Raw genomic sequence first — 19,158 nt, 5'->3', positions numbered from 1 at the left:
CTAGGGGCGAGCAATTCATATTAAGCATTATGGCTTAGAGGGCGCCTCTGAGGTCAACTGCTCGACTCGTGCATTGTCCGCTTTCAGCTCCACGTAGACCTTCTGCCCAGTATTACCCCCGATATAGTCTTGCGCCGCCGCCAGCATAATCGGGAATAAACGACGTAAATCCTGCTCGCCATCTGTCAAGGTAATAGTGATATCCCACAACTGACTCGCCGCTTGATCTAAGCTCTTAGCCGTTAGACGGATATGACTGCGATAGGTGGTCATGGTTCGCAGCTCATCTCTGAATCCTCGTACCCCATAGGATGGCACATGACGTATGGTACGCACCACTTGCGTCCCACCATCTTTGGCGGCAACTTGCGTTGTTTCTGTTACCGCGTGGTAGCCTGTGTGCCCATAGACAGGTACGGACTGACGATACTGTTCCGTTTGCGGGTCACTCACCCCATAATCCAGTGCTACACTGAAATCGGCTGCCTCAGATGAGGGGGTTAGTTGATAACCTTTTGTCGCTAACGCTTTGATGACGTAATCAGAAAACTCTTGGAATTGTAGACTGTCAGAACTCACTCGCTCCATGGCAGACACCAACTGATAGGTGGCGCCCTCCCCTAAATCTGTAGGACGATTGATGGCATCAATACCGACTTGATAAGTAGGCGTCATTGAGCAAGCGCCCAGCAACCAAGCACTAACGAACAAGAACAACAGTTTAAGGTGTTTGTTGTGCATCCATTCCTCCAAATAAAGCTAGACAAGATCGAAAAGCCTAAGTATCAGTATAATCTATCCTTATTTTTTTCACCTAGCTGAAACAACCCGCCATGACAGACACTTTACAATATTGCTCCACATAGCTTGCAAATCATGATGTTAATCAGCACAAATCACGCACACTTGCGCTAATTTGTTGCGTCTAGAAAGGAGGTAAACATGATCAAGCATTCAGAGTCCACCGCACCTAACCCTAATAGCCCGGCAAATGACTTATACGAGCAATTACTACAAAGCAGCCGTACGCGCGCCAGTCATTCGGTACACACAGCCAAACACAAGAGTAATATTCGCAACCTTATCATCGTAAGCTGCTTGCTGATCGCTGGCATCCTAGCGGTTGCCCTTACGAATAGCTAATCACAGCCTAGTACTGACTTGGCAAACCTTGCGTTTGCCAAGTAGTAAAATTCCTCAACACGCCCGCCAAACAGACGACTACTGGTCTTTTGAATGACAAGCCGCCGCAGTAAATAGCACATCGGTAGAGCTGTTAAGAGCCGTTTCGGCCGAATCTTGCAACACCCCGATAATAAAGCCAACAGCTACCACCTGCATGGCAATATCATTAGAGATATTGAACAAGCTACACGCCAACGGAATCAACAACAAAGAGCCACCGGCCACACCTGAGCTACCACATGCCGAAATAGCAGCAATGACACTCAACAGCATCGCCGTAGGTAAATCGACGGTTTGCCCTAATGTATTGACAGCCGCCAGCGTCAAGGTCGTTATGGTAATGGCTGCGCCGGCCATATTGATGGTCGCGCCCAGTGGGATAGAGACCGAATAAGTATCCTCATCCAGCTTTAACTTCTCACACAAGGCCATATTCACAGGAATGTTGGCTGCAGAGCTGCGAGTGAAAAACGCCGTAATGCCACTACTTTTCAAACACTGAAATACTAAAGGGTAAGGGTTTTGACGCGTCATCAAAAACACCAATAAAGGGTTAGTGACCAGCGCAATAAATAGCATGGTGCCAATTAGCACCATCAATAGATGCGAATAACCTAGCAACGCTTCTAACCCCGTAGTAGCGACCGTATTGGCCACCAAACCAAACACACCAAACGGTGCCAAGCGGATCACATACCCCACCACGCTGGTCACACTCTCCGCTAAATTATGCAACACCACTTTAGTGCTACCAGAGGCATGGCGCAGACCAATACCTACCAATGCCGCCCAGGTCAAAATCCCTACATAGTTGGCGTTAACTAGCGCCGCTACTGGGTTGTCGACCATGTTGAACAACAGATTGTAAAGTACTTCTGCGATGCCTTGAGGCGCTGCTTGGGCAACATTGGAAGTCACCAAATCTAAGCGTGATGGAAACGCGTAACTAAACAATACGGCAGATAATGCAGCGATTAAGGTACCAATTGCATACAGGCCTAACACCGGTCCAATTTGCGTCTGTTGGCCGCTTTTGTGATTGGCAATAGAAGCCATCACCAGCATAAACACCAAAACAGGCGCTATCGCTTTCAGGGCACTGACAAAGAAAGTACCGATAAACGCAAAGGATTGAGCTAAGGAAGGAGCGACGGTCGCAAGTACCACACCACTGACGATACCGATCACAATTTGCAGCACTAAACTGCCGTTCATATAACGCTTAAATAGCGCGGAAATAAAGCTTGATGCCATGATTTAAACCCATCTTTTTTTGTGGGTGAACCTTATAGCATCAGCCATCAGAATTGAACCTTTATACGGTTTTTTTTGACTTATTGGTCAACGGATGAACACTTACGGTTTGTATCCCACTCATTACGAGGCCTAGGTAAGTGATACCTCGTAAACGAAGAATAGTCGTTTAAGGTAGGTCGTGCAGGCCAGCATTACAGGCCTGCACTGGTTAGAACTTAACGAATTTCAAAACGCTTATCGAAACGTGAAATCATTAAAATATTGCGAATGAAATCATTGGCACCAACAATTTCAATTTTCACCGGCTCCCCTAGAGCTGTTTTCATACTCAACAGCATCCCCAGCGCAGCACTATCAAGATATTCAACGCTTTCAAGATTCACAATGAAGTGCTGACTCTGACCAATGTATTCTTCGTAAGCGACACGAAAGTCGTTAAACAAAGAAAAATCAAAGCTGCCCATTACCTGAATCTCAACGATTCCATTACTCTTGTGTTGAATGACCGAAATACTCATTAGCTTTCCTTAATGACCCCCACCCATACAATCTGGAGAAAGCGGTGCTTCATATTTACGAGCCTCCCACTCCTCTAGTGTATAAGGGTGGATGGCAAGTGCATGTATTTTTTGCATCTGATCCGTCAATGCGCCGTAGATGAGCTGATGTCGCTGCACCAAGCGCTTCCCTTCAAACACATTACTTACTAAGGTTAGCTTAAAATGTGACTCACTGCCTTCTGGCACATTGTGTTTGTAGCTTTCATTTTCAAGCTCTAAATGATGCACATTGAAAGCGCGCTGTAGAGTTTCTCGAATTTCGTTTTCAATGATCATATTATTCCTCCGCGAGCGTTGATGCTGGCTGTGGCTCAGCATCGCCTGATTCTTCATCACCACTTAACAACGCTTTACCGCGTTGCTGAGGGTAGGCAACATCCAACGACACTGCCCCGCCTTCACGCCAAACACTGATAATGGTATCCATATTGGCCGCCATCACCGCACGCTTGTCATCGGGTGCTGCCGCAATGACCTGCAAGCCAATATCACGCATAAAGCCCATACAAGTTGACGTTTTCGCCATATCGATTTTGTTGAAAGCTTCATCAAACATAGCCAACGAGAAACCACCCACAATATCACCATCCATCGTCTCGTGCAGGCGATAAGTAGTAGATAACGCAGCTGCGATCGCCAGATAAAATGGAATCTGGTGCTCACCACCTGAACCAGTTTGGATACGCTGTGACAAGGTGGTTTTCTTCTCACCTTGTTGATCTAGGATATCCACTTCAAAGTTATAGAACTTACGGTAGTCAGCTAAGTCTTTTTGTTTGTCTTCATCACTGATCAATTCTTGAATCAGCTCAATGGCGCGAGCATGTTCTGAATCGCCAGTTTGCTCCGGATCAAACAGACCACCGACATTCGCTTGGTCATGCGAACTAAATTTCTCCACCAAATCCAAGATGTCTTTCATATCACCGTTTGGATAAAAACGGAATTGGTACACTTCTTGGTTAAACGGACGGCGTTTAAGGCTGTGGTTTAGCTCTTTAATGATCAGCGCCACTTGGTCCAGTGAGTCTTTCAGTTTTGATACATAATCGCTGCGGAAGGTCTCTTCTGCTTCCCGACGAGCAATTTCAGCACGCTTAGCGTATTTCGCCAGTTCCGTATCACCCAGCACTTCAATTTGATGATTGATGTAGTATTCAAACTCTTCAAATTTAGACTCTAGGTAATCCAGCTGAATATCATCGTCTAGATTACTGTTATGGTACTTAGCGTAATGATCCGCGACTTCTTTACGTACCTTTTGATCAAATGAACGCACTTTTTCAGAGGCTTTGTCAGAACGGCTAATAGCCTCTTTGTAGATCGCTGAGCCATTGCCCATACTTGACTCAAGCAGCTCGTAGCGCTCACTGGCGTATTCGGCATTAAACAACGGATTAGCGGTGATGCGCGTACGCTCTTCATCCAGCGCTGATAAAGCCTCGGCTAATTGTGTTTTCTGGGTATTCAAAGAGCCATAATGCTCAGAAATTTGCTGACGCTCACGATCAAGCTTTTTGCGTTCAAGTTCAATGCTCGCAATACGCTCTTTTAAGCTTTCGATGCGCTCTTGTAGCTCCGTATCATCATGCTGCTGTAGGGCCGCGATCTGCGCTTCCACATCAGCCAAATCTTGCGCTACACGGGTATTGGTCGTACCCGCCTCATGCAACGCATCCGCATCGATCTGATTAGAGGCCATGATACGACCAAGCAAACTGTCCGCTTGCTCTAGACGCTGATCGGTTTTCATGTAGTCCATCAACTCGCCACTTAGCTTTTGCAGCTGAGCTTCACGAGATTTACGCATCCCTTCGGTATTGATACCAACCATCATGTGCGGCTGGAAACGTATCGTTGAAATGGTACCAGAGAGTTTTAACATGCCATCCGCCGTCATGGCGCTGTCTTCACGCAACAACTCACGCTCGGTCTCAACCGGCTTAATGCCGCCTAAACGGCGATTTAGATACGCTTGAGCATGATCATTATTGCAGCGAATAAAACGCAATACGGAGTTGCTATCGCCGCGGTTCAACCACAAACGAGTCTGGGTAGTATCCACTACACGACAACCCATCAGCTGACGACGGTGAGCACGGAAAATTCGAATGGCTTCTTCGGCGTCATCCGGTTCTACGATCAAAGCTTCACGTTGGCTACCCAAGTAACCTTCGATGGCGTCTTGCCATTTATGATCCGTCACTTCTGCCAAGTGGCTCAGTGGCGTTGCCTTGATATTGGCCTCATTCAACAGGTCGATCAGCTTCTTAACATTGTTAGACAGCGGGCTCGAACCACCTTTTAAGGACTTTACATCCGACTCAAGTTGGCGGCACTCGTCTTTCAAGTTAAGAATGTTGCGGTTAAGCTGAGTACGTTGCTGGAACAAAGCCCCTTTGTCTTCATCGAGGGCCTCATTCACACTGGCGAGCAATTTGCTGACGACCTTGGCACTGCCTAAGATATTACCTTCAGCATCAAGATTCGACGCAGCCTCAGTCGCCTCTTTGATGAGGCCACACACACGCTCAGACAAAACGTCTTCAAAACTCTGCAAAGCAGCGAGCAATTGCAGTACTTGGTGTGCTTGGATGACAAGTTTCTTGTCTTGCTGCCCTTCAAGTGTCAGGAGCTTTTTGCTTTGCTCAAGTTGCTGTAGTTTCAGTCCTACATCAGAGTGCTCGTACTGCTGCTCGAGACGCAACAACTGACCTTGCAGCTGTTTTAAAAGATTGGCCTGGGCGACGATTTCTTCGTCGATTTCTTCTTCACGCTCTTTGTAGTTTTCGTACTGATCCTGCAGCTCGTCTTGCTTACTGCCTAATTGATCAAAGCGCGCCTCGGTCGCAATCCACTGGTAGTTGACCACCGTTTGCTCTTGTTGATGCTTCTTCTCACATTCCAGTTGGATGGCTTTAAGATCATCAATTCGCTTCGCCACCTCTTGGGTTTTCGCTTCCAGTTGGCGGTATTCGGTAAGCGATTTTTGATACGCCCCCACTTGCAGCGGCGCCTCGGCCAAGACAAAGTCCTGCACAAAGCGAGTCGGTGAGGCGATCGGCACAAACTTGAGCGCATTTTTGAAGTTTTTCAAGAAGCCATCTAGCGTAATCAATTGCTCAGCACTTGGGCTTAGCTCTTCTAGATAGCGGTTCATATATTGCGTTGCCGAAGCGCTGCCAGACTTGATGTAAGGGTCCAAGCAGACTTTTTTCATGGCTTCGCGAACTTCAAGCCAAGGTTTGGCCTTGTATTGCTTCTCGCCTAACACTTCGACAAAGTCATCACGACGAACGCCGTAGTTCGATAATACAAAGCGCCCTAACACATCCTCTTCAGGGGTTGCCAAAGACGCAGATAGACACAAGCCAACGGTAGTTTCTTTGCCGCTGTTAGAGTCTTCAAACACTAGCGCCAAATAAGCAATCGCATCTTGGCGTGTTTGCGCGCCAGTGACTTTTTGGCTCGCTTGCCCTGAGTCGATCATACCCAAAATATAGGAGCGGATGCTTCGGCCAGAGGCTTTGCCATCGTTGGCGCTGGCGTTGTAATTTAGGTGGCGTTTACTGGCCCCGGTCAAAACGGTCTGGATCGCATCCAATAGCGAAGACTTACCCGAACCCGTTGGACCGATAATCGCGGTATTACCGCGAACATTGATTTCTTCGGCACCCAATAGATACCAGTTCACTAAGACTATACGGCTAAGTTTTTTCATAGGTATTATGGCGCCTCATTCTTTTCGGTTACATCAGCATCGTCTAACGACAGCTCCAATAGCGTTTGGTCAGAAGATGACTCGTCCTCAGCTAACTCTAGGGGCGCCTGATCGTCAGTCATAGCGGCGCTTTCAGGTGCTTGCTCAAGCGCTACAGAAGGCTGTTCAACGCTCGCAGGCTCGTTCTGACCGCCCTCTTCCTCCGTGTCAACATCATCATCGTCTGGATCACTACCATTAAATGACTCCAGTTGACGCAGGTAAGCCTCGGTCACGATTAAACGCACCACCGGCGTAATACTAATCATGAGGTTTTTGGCGTCTTCTTCAAACGCTTTGCCGCGAATGATGACACCGTGCTTGCTGAACAAGCTCAAAATTTCTTTAAAACGCGTTTCCGTTGGAATCTCACGTTTGACCAACTGCACATAGCGCTCAAGGATCGCCACACTGTTGGTGCTAACAAAGCCATTATCAATTTCGAAGTTTTCGACTTTTTCTTCGTACACTTGGCGCATCACCAACAAAAATAGGGTTTCATCGGTTTTCAAACGTACAAAGGCTTCTTTTTCAACGGGTAACACACCCGCCAGACGCTCATTTTCATTCACGTATAGTTTCATGCCTAAGGCATCGAATAAATTAGAGAAGTACTGCTGGTACATTTCGACCAACAGATAATGGCGACGTTGTCCATGCTTGAATGCACTGACAAATTGATTGGCTACCAAATAGTTCGCAGTCTGCTGAAACTCTTGTGGGTCTTTACCAGACTCCTCAGCGGCTCGTTTTAATTCTCTAAGCATTAGCTTTGCTCCTGCGCACTACATTAAATTCACGACATTCTACAAAATCGCGCACATTGATATATTGATCGGTAAACACGACATCGAAAGTTTTCTCGATACGTTTTGCATTGATTCCCAGTGAGCCGATATAACGAAGATGATCAAAGCACACAAAGTCTTCTACGGACTCAATGGTAAAGTCAGTGATATGCATGGCCGACTTTTCGGACAGCTGACGATCGAGGTAGCCCTGCAGCTTAGTGGCACTCACTTGGCGCGCCTCATGGAAACGACGTTGGCGGTCACGCAAGGCTAATGCGGACTGCGGCACTTCCGCTTGCGTAATGACACGTGGCGGTGGTGGCTCACGGCGTTTCATTGGCTGGGCACAAGACTCCACACCAACGATTTTACCGCCGACGACATTTTTAAGGGTCGGCAAGGTATCAAATTTAGCCACGTCGGTGATAATGCCCGCCACTTTGTTGGCTAACCCTGGGCGTGAAGAATCCATGTAACGTGCGGTATCAGCGGCACGCTTTTCAAGACGATAACGATACTCATCGATACGCTCTAAACGCTGCTCAATGGTGCTAAAGGTTTGAATGATATCACGGCAATCTTTTTCCACGATGACCATCGCAGCATCCACCGAAATCAGCTGCTGATCGGCGTAACATTGAGCGATCTGCCCTAGCAGGTTGGGCTCAGCAAGGAAGCTTTGCGTCAACTCAAGAATCTGGCGACGGAAGCGAAACGGGTTATTGCTGGTTTTAATGGTTTTGTAGTCGGCTATCAAGATGCCTTCCACAAACAAATCAAAGAAGCCGGACACAATTTCTTTCGGGTTGCGTTTGGCGAACAAATCACGCTGAAGGCTTCGGATGCCCAACAAAATCTGATTCAAATGCGCGGAGAAGTCACGCGCCGCTTCAGCGGATTGATTCAGTGTCACACCACGTTCTTGTGGGTGCTTAGCAACTGACTCAAGATTACTCAAAATACTAAGTACGGTCGCGCCGTAATTGCGTTTGCCATGGCGACTGATTTCGACTAACGAGCGCAACAGCATCGATACCTGTGGCGACATCAGTACGCTGACTCGATACAGCTCTTGCTCTTCAATCAGCCAACCAGTATTCACCAATCGATGGTAAATCCGCAAAGCATAGTCGTGAATAGTCTTGGGCGAGTCAAAACCCTCTTTAACATCATCATGCCAAGCGAGTGTATCCAGCTTATGCAGTGAGTCTTCGATGGCTTCGATGATCGAAGATTTATCCTTAATCGGATCTTCCGCATGGTCATAAAACACCTCGGACAGATCAAATAATACCGCTTCGATTAACAATTTATTGGAACCCGAGAGAGCCTGAAAAATCTCCTCGGGTAGATGGGTGAATAGCATTCAGAACCAATCCGTTTATGTAATGGTTAAGCTGAAGCCTAGCGTTTGTCTAAGCCAGCTTGGAAACAATGGCTCTCTCCATTGCTGCCACCACTTCTGGGTCATGACCGATAGGGTCAAGCAGCGTGAGAGAGCGATGCTCGTTATTCAAATGCGCCAATTGCTCCGGTACATCCTTACGAAGGTGGCGTCCTTGGGCAAAAAACAGCGGGAAGACCGCAATGTTTGCTTTATCTTGTGAAAGTGTGCTCAAAACTTCCTCAACGGTCGGTTGACACAATTCCATGTACGCCAAACTTACCTTATCCGCTGACACTTCACCAGTCACACGAGTCAATAACTGCTCAAATGGAATCTTCCAGCGCTCGTCGCTACTGCCGTGCGCTAATAAAATAATGTGGTCAAACTGATTAAGTTGCATGTAACTACCTTTTTTCGTATTCGATATTTTAGCGATTAAGTCTTTTAAAAAGAAGGGATTACCTTCTGATAAGAAAATTATTTCACTGCGAGCCTTGATCTATTTTTGGGCAAATGGCGTACACTAAGGGTACATTCTTTGAAGGAGCCGCAGATGAAAGTATTGATTACGGGCGCAAACGGATTCGTTGCCACCAACTTGTACCCCACGCTGACCGCGGCAGGATTTGAAGTCTTTGCACTGATTCATAAACACCAAGGCTCGATTCCTAGTTACGTACAGAAGCTCAAAATAGATGAAATCAGTGATCATTATTTTGATGCCATCGTAAATTTGGCCGGTGCTGGCATTGCTGATAAACGCTGGAGTGCTGAGCGCCAAAAAGAACTACTCGACAGCCGCGTCGGCTTTACTGAGTCCTTGCTCAACAAACTTAAAACCAAACCCAAAGTGCTGCTTAATGCTTCTGCGGTTGGCTATTATGGCTTTGATCGCAGCAAAACCTTTACTGAAACGACCACCGCCAATCCAGGCTTTACCCACCAGCTGTGTAGTGCGTGGGAATACACGGCGAAGAAATTCGAAGCATTTGACACACGGGTCGTCATCTTTCGCTTAGGGGTAGTGTTGGGGCACGGTGGGGCACTCAACAAAATGAAGTGGCCTTACAAACTTGGTTTTGGTAGCAAAATCGGTGACGGACAGCAGTATTTCCCTTGGATACATGTACACGATGTCTGTCGCTTCATATGGACCGCCTTAGAACAGCCGGACTACCAGGGCATCTATAATCTCGTGGCACCAGAAGTGGTCAACCAGGAAACTTTCTCGCGCACCTACGCCGAAGTGTTGCGTCGACCTCATTTGCTAACGACGCCTGCTTGGGTATTGGATAAGGCCATGGGGGACATGGGGTCTTTGCTGACGCGCGGCCAAAAAGTGGTACCTATGCGCCTAGAGGAGCAAGGCTTTGAGTTTGAATACCCAACCCTTAAAGCCGCTTTAAAAAGCCTGACCTAGAACTCATGAAAGTATCAGTCCGCGCTGCGTTTACGCGGCACGGGCTGCCCTTGGTAATCCGGCAAAGTATGCCGGCAATCTGGATATTTGATACAACCCCAAAAGTATCCCTTAGGTCCTTTTTTACGTACCAAGTAGTGCCCACAGGCTCGGCAAGGATATTTTCTCGACGAAGTCGGCTCACCGTTGTGATCTTCCAGAGTTAGCTTACACTCCGGGTAGTTTGAGCATCCCCAAAATGTATTTGCACCGTGGGTTTTCTTGCGTAACTGACCACCACATAAAGGGCAGAAGTACTTTTTCGCCCTGACGGGACGCCCCTCTTCATCATTGGCGGTGTAATCACAAGTTGGATAATTTTCACAGCCCCAAAAGGCGCCATTTTTGCCTTGTTTAAGTAGCAATACACCTTGGCATTTAGGACACCGATAACGTTTGCTGGGCGTGCCAATGTAACCCGAGCCGTCTTGCTGCAGAAACTCTGATTCCCATGGGTCCTGTATCTTTGGCTTACCGCCATTATCACGCGTCAATCAAGGCTACTCCGAACCACAACCCTGCTGAGCATTGGCACACCCATTACCTTGAGTGGCCTGCCTCACATTATCACTGGCGCGACGAGTCGACTCTTTAACACGCTGCCATACATCTCTGCTGGCCTCCCCCACATCTTGGCCTACTTCGCGTGAACGATCCGCCCCATCGCGAGCGACTTCATTGGTGCGCTCAGCAACATCTGAAGCAACCTCACGAACACGATCTGTTAATTGTTGAGCTGATTGACGAAGGCTTTCTATATTTTCGTTAGCGTAGCCAGATGAAACAGACAACACCATACCGACTAACAATACTAAAATACGTTTCATAATCCCCTCTCTACATCGAAAAGTGTGCATCTAACCAAGACAGCACGTCTTCAGCTGAACGAACAGTGGCGATAGGCTGATAAGCGTCAAGCTCAGCTTGGGTCACTTGCTCATGAGACCAAGTCGTATGATACGGAATATGCAAGGCATGCCCACCTACATTGAGCACAGGCAAAATGTCTGAGCGCAGCGAATTGCCGATCATTAAGGTCTCGCTTGGCTTAAGCTGCAAGCGCTCAAACAAACGCTGATAATTGCTCTCTTTTTTGTTACTGACTACCTCATAAAGGTCAAAGTACTGCGCCAAGCCTGATCGAGCCAACTTGCCTTCTTGATCCAGTAAGTCGCCCTTAGTGATTACCATTAGCTGACAGCGACCTTGAAGTGATTGCAACAATTCTTCCACGCCTGGTAACAACTCGACTGGCGATGCCACCATCTGTTTTGCTAGAGTTATGATCTCATGGATCTCGTAGCCTGTAATCCGCCCCTCTGTCAGCGAAATGGCGGTTTCGATCATAGAAAGCGTAAAACCTTTGATGCCATAACCGAAATTGCTCAGGTTTGCTATTTGGATGCTATTGAGGTGCTCAAGGATGTACTCTTTAGAGTGATATTTCTCAAGCATCTGCACAAAATAATCTTGTGAAGAATGGAACAAATCTTCATTGCGCCATAAGGTATCGTCGGCATCAAAAGCGATCGTTTTTAGCTGGGGGGTAGACAAACTTTATATCCAATGTTGCGTGTTTTCATGAACAAGGGTTTCGTATAATGCCACTTGATCCGCAGAGTCATTCAAGGCAGCAATGTAGTCAAAACGCTCACCACCAGCCGCCAGGAACTCATCACGAAGCTGCATATCGATCTCCTCTAGGGTTTCGATACAGTCTATCGCAAAGGCTGGACTGATGACATTAATGGCTGTGATTCCTTTGCCTGGCAATGCTCGCATGGTCTCATCAGCATAGGGCTTCAACCATTCCTCACGGCCAAAGCGTGATTGGTACACATGAGTGTATTCCGACTCAGATAAGCCAAGCTTGGCAACGACTGCTTGCGTGGTCGCCTCGCAGCGTCGCTGATAAGGGTCGCCTTCAGTGACATAGCGCTTAGGCACACCATGATAAGAGAACAATAAGTGGCGCTGCTCGCCCTGTTCTTGCCATTGTGCTTTGATGGTTTGCACCAGTGCCTCAATGTAACGTGGGTGATCTGCGTAATCTTGCAATAGATTCAATGCGGGCCAATGTGGGCAGCGCTTTAAGGATGCCATTAAGCGATCGTAAGCCGCTGCAGTAGTCGAACGAGAAAACTGCGGATACATTGGCAAGACGAAGATTTTCTCGACACCTTTTTCACGAAACAGTTTGCCTGCAGACTCCACGCTCGGCGCGCCATAGGTCATGGCTTTTGCCACCACATAGCGCTCTTGATTAGCATTTAAACGCTGCGCCAATTTATCGGTCAAACGCTGCCCGAGCACCAACAAAGGTGAACCTTCTTCCATCCATACTTCTTGGTACACTTTGGCCACTTTTCGCGGACGTGTATTTAAAATAATGCCATTGAGCACCGGCTTCCAGATCCATGGATTGACATCGACCACTCGAGGGTCCGATAAAAACTCACGCAAATAGGTTTTCACCGCCGCTGGCGTAGGCGCTTCGGGCGTACCTAGATTCATGAGTAAGACGCCGATCAGAGGGGAATTTTGCTGCATGGTTAGTCCATTGTCTTCGTTAAAGGATGAAAAATTTAAAGGTAAGATGCGCCCAGACACTTAAGCACACCAGCACTACGATCCAACGCAACAGTTTGGATTCAAACGCACTGACATTTATTCTGCTGGCCAAAAAAAGCCCCGCTAAGATAGCTAACAAAGCGACCACGATAACACTTATATCAAGATGTAATGGTGTCGTTGATGCAGAGGGTAAGGCTAGCAAACCAATCAAAGCTCCGACTAAACCAAATGCCCACAAGGCAAAATGATTGGCCTTTGAACTCGCCTCTTGATGTGTTTTCAGTAAAGCTCTACCGCTGCCCAAACCAAGAAACTGCACCATTCCAAGCGCTAGACCAGCCCACAATTGCGCCATCTGTGGTAGACGCAGTATATCAACACCTTTGAGGGCACTTAGTCCAAGACTGAAGCTGGACAAAGTCAACAGCAGCAATACTAAAGTCACTTGTGATAACGGCAGTAACGTAAGCAATTGAACACCCACAAAGCCGCCTAATGAAAGACCGGCTCCTAAACGGGTAATCGACTCTACGTTTAACTGCTGTCGTTCTTTGATCACGAAAAACAACGCCATGAGCAGCACAACCGCCAACACATTAACGTAGCTAGTAAGCAGCACAGGAACCGTAGGAAACAGTAGCAACACACACGGCATCACTACCAGCATAGGGTCTAGCCGTACACGTTCTACGACTAAAGCGGCACAAAACAGCGCCAAGAAAAGGTACAGTAAAAACATAAGTGTGAGCACCTTAGTTCACTAAGGCGCTTGATATATCGTCTATTAATCGTCGGCCATGACGCTGCGAATACGGTCTTGGATTACCGTCGCAAGCTTGTCTGGCTGGAATTTGGAAAGGAAATCATCACACCCTACTTTTTGCACCATGGCTTTGTTGAAACTACCACTTAGCGAGGTATGCAGCACAATGTACAAATCTTTAAGGCGTGGATCTTCACGAATTTCGCGCGTCAAACGGTAGCCGTCCATTTCTGGCATCTCAGCATCCGTAATGAGCATTAAAAGCTTGTTAGGCACATCTTCACCGTCGCCAGCCCACTTTTTCAAAAGATCTAAGCCGCGTTTACCATCGGTCGCAGAATGTACTTTGATGCCTAAGTGATCTAATGTCGAACGGCACTGAGCAAGACCAACCGAAGAGTCATCTACGACCAGTACTTCTAGCCCTTTAGCAAGGGTAAGTAAATCTTTGTCGATGACATCGTCAGATACACGCGTGTCGTATGGTGAAATTTCTGCCAAGACTTTTTCAACATCAATGATCTCAACTAAGCGGTCATTCACACGCGTAATAGCCGTCAAATAATGCTGGCGCCCCGTACCATCTGGCGGCGGTAAAATATCGCTCCAGTTCATGTTAATGATGCGATCAACCTCACCCACCATAAAGCCTTGGATGGTGTTGTTGTACTCAGTCACGATAAGATTACAAGGCTTCTCTTTGTCAATCGGACGCAGGCCAATAGACTCAGATAAATCAATGACTGGAATGGTACGCCCACGGAAATGTGTCACCCCAGCGACCGATGGGTGACGATGTGGCATTAGGTTCAAACGCGGCAGTTGCACCACTTCTTGAACTTTAAACACATTGATCGCAAACATTTGCATGCCACCAAGACGGAACATCAACAACTCGAGGCGGTTTTCACCAACCAGCTGTGTCCTTTGGTCTACCGCATCTAACATTCCTGCCATAACACACTCCCAAACGTAAATTTTATTTACTTAGTAAACTCAGTTGATGATAGTGAATTTTAACCAGGTTAGCAGTAGTTTTTTGCTTAATTATTTTGTTAAGTCATGATTTATAAAGCATTCCCTGACGGTTTGCTACGTAGTATTACAAAAGCCTACGCCATCTCCTTACGTCTGTTACAATCACGCTAAAATAATTGTGGAGTGATTATGTTTGATATCGGCGTCAACTTAGACCATTCATCTTACCTTGACTCGCTGCCGGATTTTGAGCAGCAATTTTTGCAGCAGGATGTCACAGGGATTATTTGTATCGCCTCTAATCTTGTTGAGGCTGAGCAGCTGCAACAACATTGCGCACCCTACAACAGCATGTCTTACACATTAGGTTGTCACCCTCACCACGCCTCAACATGGCAGGATCAAGATCAACAAACATTGCTTGAATGGTTTGGCAAAGATACTAAAGCTGTGGCCATTGGCGAAATGGGATTGGATTTTAACCGCAACTACAGCACCCCTGATGAGCAGCGTCGCGCCTTTGCCGCGCAACTTGAGCTTGCTCAGCAGGTTAAGAAACCGGTGTATTTGCATGAGCGAGACGCCTTTGCCGAGATGCAAACAACCTTGCGCCAACATGCTCTACCAAGCGGTGGCGTTATCCACTGTTTCACCGGCAACCGCGATCAAATGGAGCGCTATCTAGAGCTAGGATTGTATGTAGGCATTACCGGTTGGCTACTGGACGAGCGCCGTAATCAAGATTTGATCGAAGCGGTTAAACATTTGCCACTGGAGCGACTTTTACTAGAAACCGATGCGCCCTATTTATTGCCGCGCAATATTCGCCCACGCCCCAAGCGCAATCACCCACAATACTTGCCTTACATTGCACAAGCCGTTGCAGACATTAAGCAAATATCGCTTGAAGAGGTACGCCTGCAGACACGGCAAAACACACAGCAATTATTCTTTGCTGGCGCCAATATGCCAAACACGTCGTTGGGGCGCTGAAATTGATGTAGGCATAGCTGACGTAGCAGCCGCCTCATGCGCCACAAGCGCGGCGACAACCGTTTCGTCAAAAGGCCAGTCATGCTCTTGCTCGCCTTTTGCTAGCACAGGGATACGGATGCCGTAGCGCGCAACTAATGCTTCCTCATCGGCAATGTCTATTTTTTTAAGACTAATGTCTGGATAACTGTTTGCCAGCCAAGCTTCTGCTTCTGTACAAAGATGGCACCCAAGGGTGCCGTACAAAAGAATTTCGTTAGACATAACCTAAATTTGCTCGTTGTAACTGATAAATTGAGAACGGCAATTCTGCCAAAGGCGTGACCGGACAAGGCATTTTCGCGGCCAGCTCTAGGTCTTGACCTGTCAAACCGACAGCTGCTAATGCCATCTGCACCATTTGCGCCGCCTCTTGATCTTCGATTCTAATTTGATTCTGGTGGCGCAATTTCAATAATGGAAACAACCCATTTTCAATAAACGACGCCACCATTTGCTCATCGTAGTGATGCGGCCATGCGAAGGTAGCCCCTTCAATAATAAGAGGCTCTAATAAGGCACATAATCCACCGTCGATACGCTCATGAAACGCTTCTGCGCGATAGAAATAATTGGCCCATGCCGGTTTAGCGTTGGCAATGTTGACGAAGTATTTAAGCAATAGCGAAATACGATCTTGAGTAGTCATGCGGGTCGCCAACAACAGATTTATATCTTTTTTAATAACTTCTGTAAGGCACTGTCTGACATCCGCTAAAGCATCGTCTTTACTGTCGTAATAATTGTAAAAAGTACCAATGCTTACTCCGGCTCGCTCAGCCACATGCTGTACGGTAATCGCAGACCAATCGGTAACCAGCAACAGCTCCTGCACTGCGGTTCGTAAGCGATCTTGTGTAAGAGTTCTCTTTGGTGGTAACGCCATGTTCAATCAACCATCATTCCATAATAGATCAAAGATTATACTAAGGGGCTTATCACCTGACCTCACCCCTAACTACTTTTTTACATATTTATCATACCTAACTTAAGCACACATAGCTCTATGCCCGTTACAGTAAATTAAACTGTGGCGTGAATATTTCCGTGACGTTTAGGTGCAACATATGAAACACGCCTTCGGCAATGGGCAGTACCTGCTTATCAATATAATGTTGATAATCCAGCTGCACCAAGTCATTGTCATCAAAATATGGCTTAACGCCATTGAGCGTGTAGCAATAAGCAATGCGCTTGCGGCCGCGCTCGTACTCAGGCGGCAAGCCCTGCTGAGCGCGTTCTTCATCAACCATGCGCGCGGCTCGCACGTGGGGCGGTTGGGTTTTGACATATTGCGACAAGGGGCGCGTCAATTGTTTGGTATAGACCAGCTCATGATCAAACTTGCCAGCCAACAAGTCATTCACAAACTCCGACACGTAGTGATTAATATCTTTATCAAAGAATAAATGCTCAAACAGCTCGACTTGAAAACGCTTCGCCAGCGGCGTCCAATCACTGCGCGCTGCTTCCAGTCCTTTAAACACCAACTCGCCGTTGGTTAAACCGGCATAACGCTTTTTCGAGCCCTCTTCCTGACCACGGATCGTCGGCATATAAAAACGCGAGTAAAGTGTCTCAAACTCTAATTCTAGATGTGAGGTTACATCGGCATAGTCACCACACCATTCGCTCAAGCATTGGTTTACCACCTCACACAAGTCTTTACCCGCTTGCCAAGCCTGCTCTTCACTCAGCTCATCATCGAGTGTGATAAACAGCGAATCCGTGTCACCATAAATCACTTTGGCGCCGCGCTCTTCCATCCATTGCTTGCTTCTCCCCAGTAACTCATGACCACGCATGGTGATCGAGCTCGCCAGTTCAGCATGGTAGAAACGACACACGGCAGAACCCAACACACCATAAAAGGAGTTCATAATGATTTTTATGGCGTAGCTTAAGATGTCGTTGCCAGCGCGCTTAGCACTTTCACGGGATTGCGCTAGCTCAGCGACTAGCTCAGGCAAAATGGCATGCTGACGCTCAAAACTTGCGCCACGATAACCTGGTACAGGCAATGACTCTTGTGTGAGTGAGAGATCAGACTCGTCGGAAGAATCGATCTCCATTGGGCTCGCCTGCGGCGATAAAGCTTGGGCCACGACACGGGCCAGTGGATCCACATAAAAGGTGCGGATAATGCTTGGGTACAGACTCTTAAAATCAAATACCAAGACATTTTTATATAAACCAGGCACAGAAGACATAACAAAGCCGCCAGGGCTCGGCACAAACTTATCGTCACTCCACGCAGGTGCCACCCAACCTTTACGGTGCAAACGAGGCAAGTAGAGGTTTTCAAACGATGCCACTGAGCCACCCGTTTGCGAGAGCGGAATACCCGTCAAATCGACTCGGGTTTGCTGCAATTCAATCAACTGTAACTTGGCAAAGATCTGCTCTACCAAGACACAGTCTTGCAAGTTATAGGCAACAAATTTATCCAGTTCCTGCTGATGCATGCGCTCGATTTCTTGCCAACGATCGCCGCCGGTCAATAATTTTGATTGATCCAGCAGCTCGCCACTGACATGGTTTAGACTGTAGGATTTGAAGTGATAGCCGCCCACCTTGAGCATGGTAATACCATCTAGGACCGCTCGACCTGCAATGCTAGCAAAGACTTTACCGCTCTCTTTGGCTTCGCGCACGCGCCAAGTTTCACCGTTCACACCAAGCGCTGGCTTGATACCTAGCGTGCGAAAACGTTGATCTAAGAACATCAAATCAAAGCCGATGACATTCCAGCCAATCAAAATATCGGGGGCTTGCTTACGCAAAAATTTGATAAACGCCAACAATAGACGACGCTCGTCCGGGAAGGTAAACACATAATCTTCTGGCGCAGGTTGATCACTGACCACCAACACCGCTTTGCGCTCACCACTGGTGACACCGATTGAAAGCAGCTCATTACGTGTAACCGAAGTTTCAATGTCTAATGACCACACTTGCCAGTCAGGCTGATAATCACTGACCTTAAGCTTAGCTTGGGTAAAATGCGCCTCGGCTGCATCGGGCAGACCGACAAATTCCACCGCACCGCGGATATAGCGCTCCATCAGGTAACGATCTTCTGGGTTAATGTCCTCTTCGTATACGGCATAACCCAGCTTTTTTACTAAAGCCACCATCTGCTGTTGCAACAACAGACTTTTACAGCGCACCACGGTCACGGACTCGTGACCAAAGGATTTCAGTTGCGTCTCATCACACTGCACGCCCGCTACATCAGGGGCGATGGCATCCGCTGGCGCATTGGTAAAAAAGAGCGTTTCTGGATCGGCGATGGAGACCTTCACGGTCCCCTCGTCAGTCTTCACATAGTAATGAATCTCTAGTTGGTTTTGTTCATCACTGCTGTGACGACTGACGATGTATCCTTGACGGGTTTCAAACATGGAACAAT

20 protein-coding genes are annotated in these 19,158 nt (G+C 47.5%); 3 read left to right on the top strand and 17 right to left on the bottom strand.

All coding sequences use genetic code 11. The annotated features are described in order from the left end of the window. Window positions 1–27 precede the first annotated feature (27 nt). A complete protein-coding gene (locus JQX58_RS02995; RefSeq protein ID WP_204145329.1) occupies window positions 28–741 on the bottom strand; it encodes a DUF4136 domain-containing protein in 714 nt (237 codons plus the stop codon). A gap of 201 nt (window positions 742–942) precedes the next feature. Here JQX58_RS02995 and JQX58_RS02990 point away from each other — a divergent pair, with 201 nt between their 5' ends. Beyond that, a complete protein-coding gene (locus tag JQX58_RS02990; protein WP_204145328.1) occupies window positions 943–1,143 on the top strand; it encodes a hypothetical protein in 201 nt (66 codons plus the stop codon). Between the two features lie 78 nt (window positions 1,144–1,221). Here JQX58_RS02990 and sstT read toward each other — a convergent pair whose 3' ends face one another. The 7 genes from sstT to JQX58_RS02955 all read right to left on the bottom strand — a co-directional run bounded on the left by sstT (window position 1,222) and on the right by JQX58_RS02955 (window position 9,340). Next, on the bottom strand, window positions 1,222–2,439 hold the full coding sequence (gene sstT, locus JQX58_RS02985) for a serine/threonine transporter SstT (protein WP_204145327.1): 1,218 nt from the start codon (window positions 2,437–2,439) through the stop codon (window positions 1,222–1,224). Between the two features lie 218 nt (window positions 2,440–2,657). After that, complete coding sequence (locus tag JQX58_RS02980; protein ID WP_204145326.1) at window positions 2,658–2,960, bottom strand: STAS domain-containing protein; 303 nt, start codon at window positions 2,958–2,960, stop codon at window positions 2,658–2,660. Window positions 2,961–2,969: 9 nt separating this feature from the next. Beyond that, the gene (locus JQX58_RS02975; protein ID WP_204145325.1) at window positions 2,970–3,278 is read right to left on the bottom strand and encodes a BolA family protein; all 309 of its coding nucleotides are present in this window, start codon (window positions 3,276–3,278) and stop codon (window positions 2,970–2,972) included. 1 nt (window position 3,279) lies between these two features. Next, entirely contained in the window at window positions 3,280–6,723 is a 3,444-nt protein-coding gene (locus tag JQX58_RS02970; RefSeq protein ID WP_204145324.1) for an SbcC/MukB-like Walker B domain-containing protein, read from the bottom strand. A 5-nt stretch (window positions 6,724–6,728) separates the two neighbouring features. After that, window positions 6,729–7,529, bottom strand: a complete 801-nt coding sequence (locus tag JQX58_RS02965; RefSeq protein ID WP_204145323.1) for a DUF4194 domain-containing protein — start codon at window positions 7,527–7,529, stop codon at window positions 6,729–6,731. After that, entirely contained in the window at window positions 7,522–8,919 is a 1,398-nt protein-coding gene (locus JQX58_RS02960) for a Wadjet anti-phage system protein JetA family protein (RefSeq protein ID WP_204145322.1), read from the bottom strand. The genes JQX58_RS02965 and JQX58_RS02960 overlap by 8 nt, the downstream gene beginning before the upstream one ends. Window positions 8,920–8,968: 49 nt before the next feature. Further along, on the bottom strand, window positions 8,969–9,340 hold the full coding sequence (locus JQX58_RS02955; protein WP_204145321.1) for a sirohydrochlorin chelatase: 372 nt from the start codon (window positions 9,338–9,340) through the stop codon (window positions 8,969–8,971). Window positions 9,341–9,493: 153 nt separating this feature from the next. On the opposite strand from JQX58_RS02955, the gene JQX58_RS02950 reads away from it, so the two are divergent. After that, complete coding sequence (locus tag JQX58_RS02950) at window positions 9,494–10,360, top strand: TIGR01777 family oxidoreductase (RefSeq protein WP_204145320.1); 867 nt, start codon at window positions 9,494–9,496, stop codon at window positions 10,358–10,360. 14 nt (window positions 10,361–10,374) lie between these two features. Here JQX58_RS02950 and JQX58_RS02945 read toward each other — a convergent pair whose 3' ends face one another. Genes JQX58_RS02945 through JQX58_RS02920 form a run of 6 tightly spaced genes read right to left on the bottom strand, consistent with a single transcriptional unit; the run spans window position 10,375 to window position 14,693 of the window. Next, a complete protein-coding gene (locus JQX58_RS02945; RefSeq protein ID WP_239090127.1) occupies window positions 10,375–10,893 on the bottom strand; it encodes a DNA topoisomerase family protein in 519 nt (172 codons plus the stop codon). 6 nt (window positions 10,894–10,899) lie between these two features. Further along, the gene (locus tag JQX58_RS02940) at window positions 10,900–11,226 is read right to left on the bottom strand and encodes a hypothetical protein (protein ID WP_204145319.1); all 327 of its coding nucleotides are present in this window, start codon (window positions 11,224–11,226) and stop codon (window positions 10,900–10,902) included. A gap of 10 nt (window positions 11,227–11,236) precedes the next feature. Beyond that, complete coding sequence (locus tag JQX58_RS02935; RefSeq protein ID WP_204145318.1) at window positions 11,237–11,953, bottom strand: HAD family hydrolase; 717 nt, start codon at window positions 11,951–11,953, stop codon at window positions 11,237–11,239. A gap of 3 nt (window positions 11,954–11,956) precedes the next feature. Further along, entirely contained in the window at window positions 11,957–12,949 is a 993-nt protein-coding gene (gene hemH / locus JQX58_RS02930; protein WP_204145317.1) for a ferrochelatase, read from the bottom strand. A 19-nt stretch (window positions 12,950–12,968) separates the two neighbouring features. Continuing rightward, window positions 12,969–13,712, bottom strand: coding sequence for a hypothetical protein (locus tag JQX58_RS02925; RefSeq protein ID WP_204145316.1), 744 nt, complete (start codon window positions 13,710–13,712; stop codon window positions 12,969–12,971). Window positions 13,713–13,757: 45 nt separating this feature from the next. After that, window positions 13,758–14,693: a chemotaxis protein CheV gene (locus JQX58_RS02920; RefSeq protein WP_204145315.1), complete on the bottom strand. Its 936-nt coding sequence runs from the start codon at window positions 14,691–14,693 to the stop codon at window positions 13,758–13,760. Between the two features lie 210 nt (window positions 14,694–14,903). Here JQX58_RS02920 and JQX58_RS02915 point away from each other — a divergent pair, with 210 nt between their 5' ends. Next, window positions 14,904–15,707: a TatD family hydrolase gene (locus tag JQX58_RS02915; protein WP_204145314.1), complete on the top strand. Its 804-nt coding sequence runs from the start codon at window positions 14,904–14,906 to the stop codon at window positions 15,705–15,707. On the opposite strand, the gene JQX58_RS02910 is transcribed toward JQX58_RS02915, so the two are convergent. The 3 genes from JQX58_RS02910 to JQX58_RS02900 all read right to left on the bottom strand — a co-directional run bounded on the left by JQX58_RS02910 (window position 15,660) and on the right by JQX58_RS02900 (window position 19,150). Continuing rightward, window positions 15,660–15,971 carry a glutaredoxin family protein gene (locus tag JQX58_RS02910; RefSeq protein ID WP_204145313.1) on the bottom strand — a complete coding sequence of 104 codons (312 nt, stop codon included), beginning with the start codon at window positions 15,969–15,971 and terminating at the stop codon, window positions 15,660–15,662. The two genes, JQX58_RS02915 and JQX58_RS02910, sit on opposite strands and share 48 nt — an antisense overlap. Further along, window positions 15,964–16,632, bottom strand: coding sequence for a TetR/AcrR family transcriptional regulator (locus tag JQX58_RS02905; RefSeq protein WP_204145312.1), 669 nt, complete (start codon window positions 16,630–16,632; stop codon window positions 15,964–15,966). Before JQX58_RS02905 ends, JQX58_RS02910 begins: the two co-directional genes overlap by 8 nt. Before the next feature lie 127 nt (window positions 16,633–16,759). After that, window positions 16,760–19,150, bottom strand: coding sequence for a DNA polymerase II (locus JQX58_RS02900; protein WP_204145311.1), 2,391 nt, complete (start codon window positions 19,148–19,150; stop codon window positions 16,760–16,762). Window positions 19,151–19,158: the final 8 nt, after the last annotated feature.

The organism is Marinomonas ostreistagni, from assembly GCF_016888445.1.
In the GTDB taxonomy this organism is placed as follows: domain Bacteria; phylum Pseudomonadota; class Gammaproteobacteria; order Pseudomonadales; family Marinomonadaceae; genus Marinomonas; species Marinomonas ostreistagni.
Note: the sequence above shows the minus strand (reverse complement) of the source record. Positions and strands in the feature narration are given on the sequence as shown.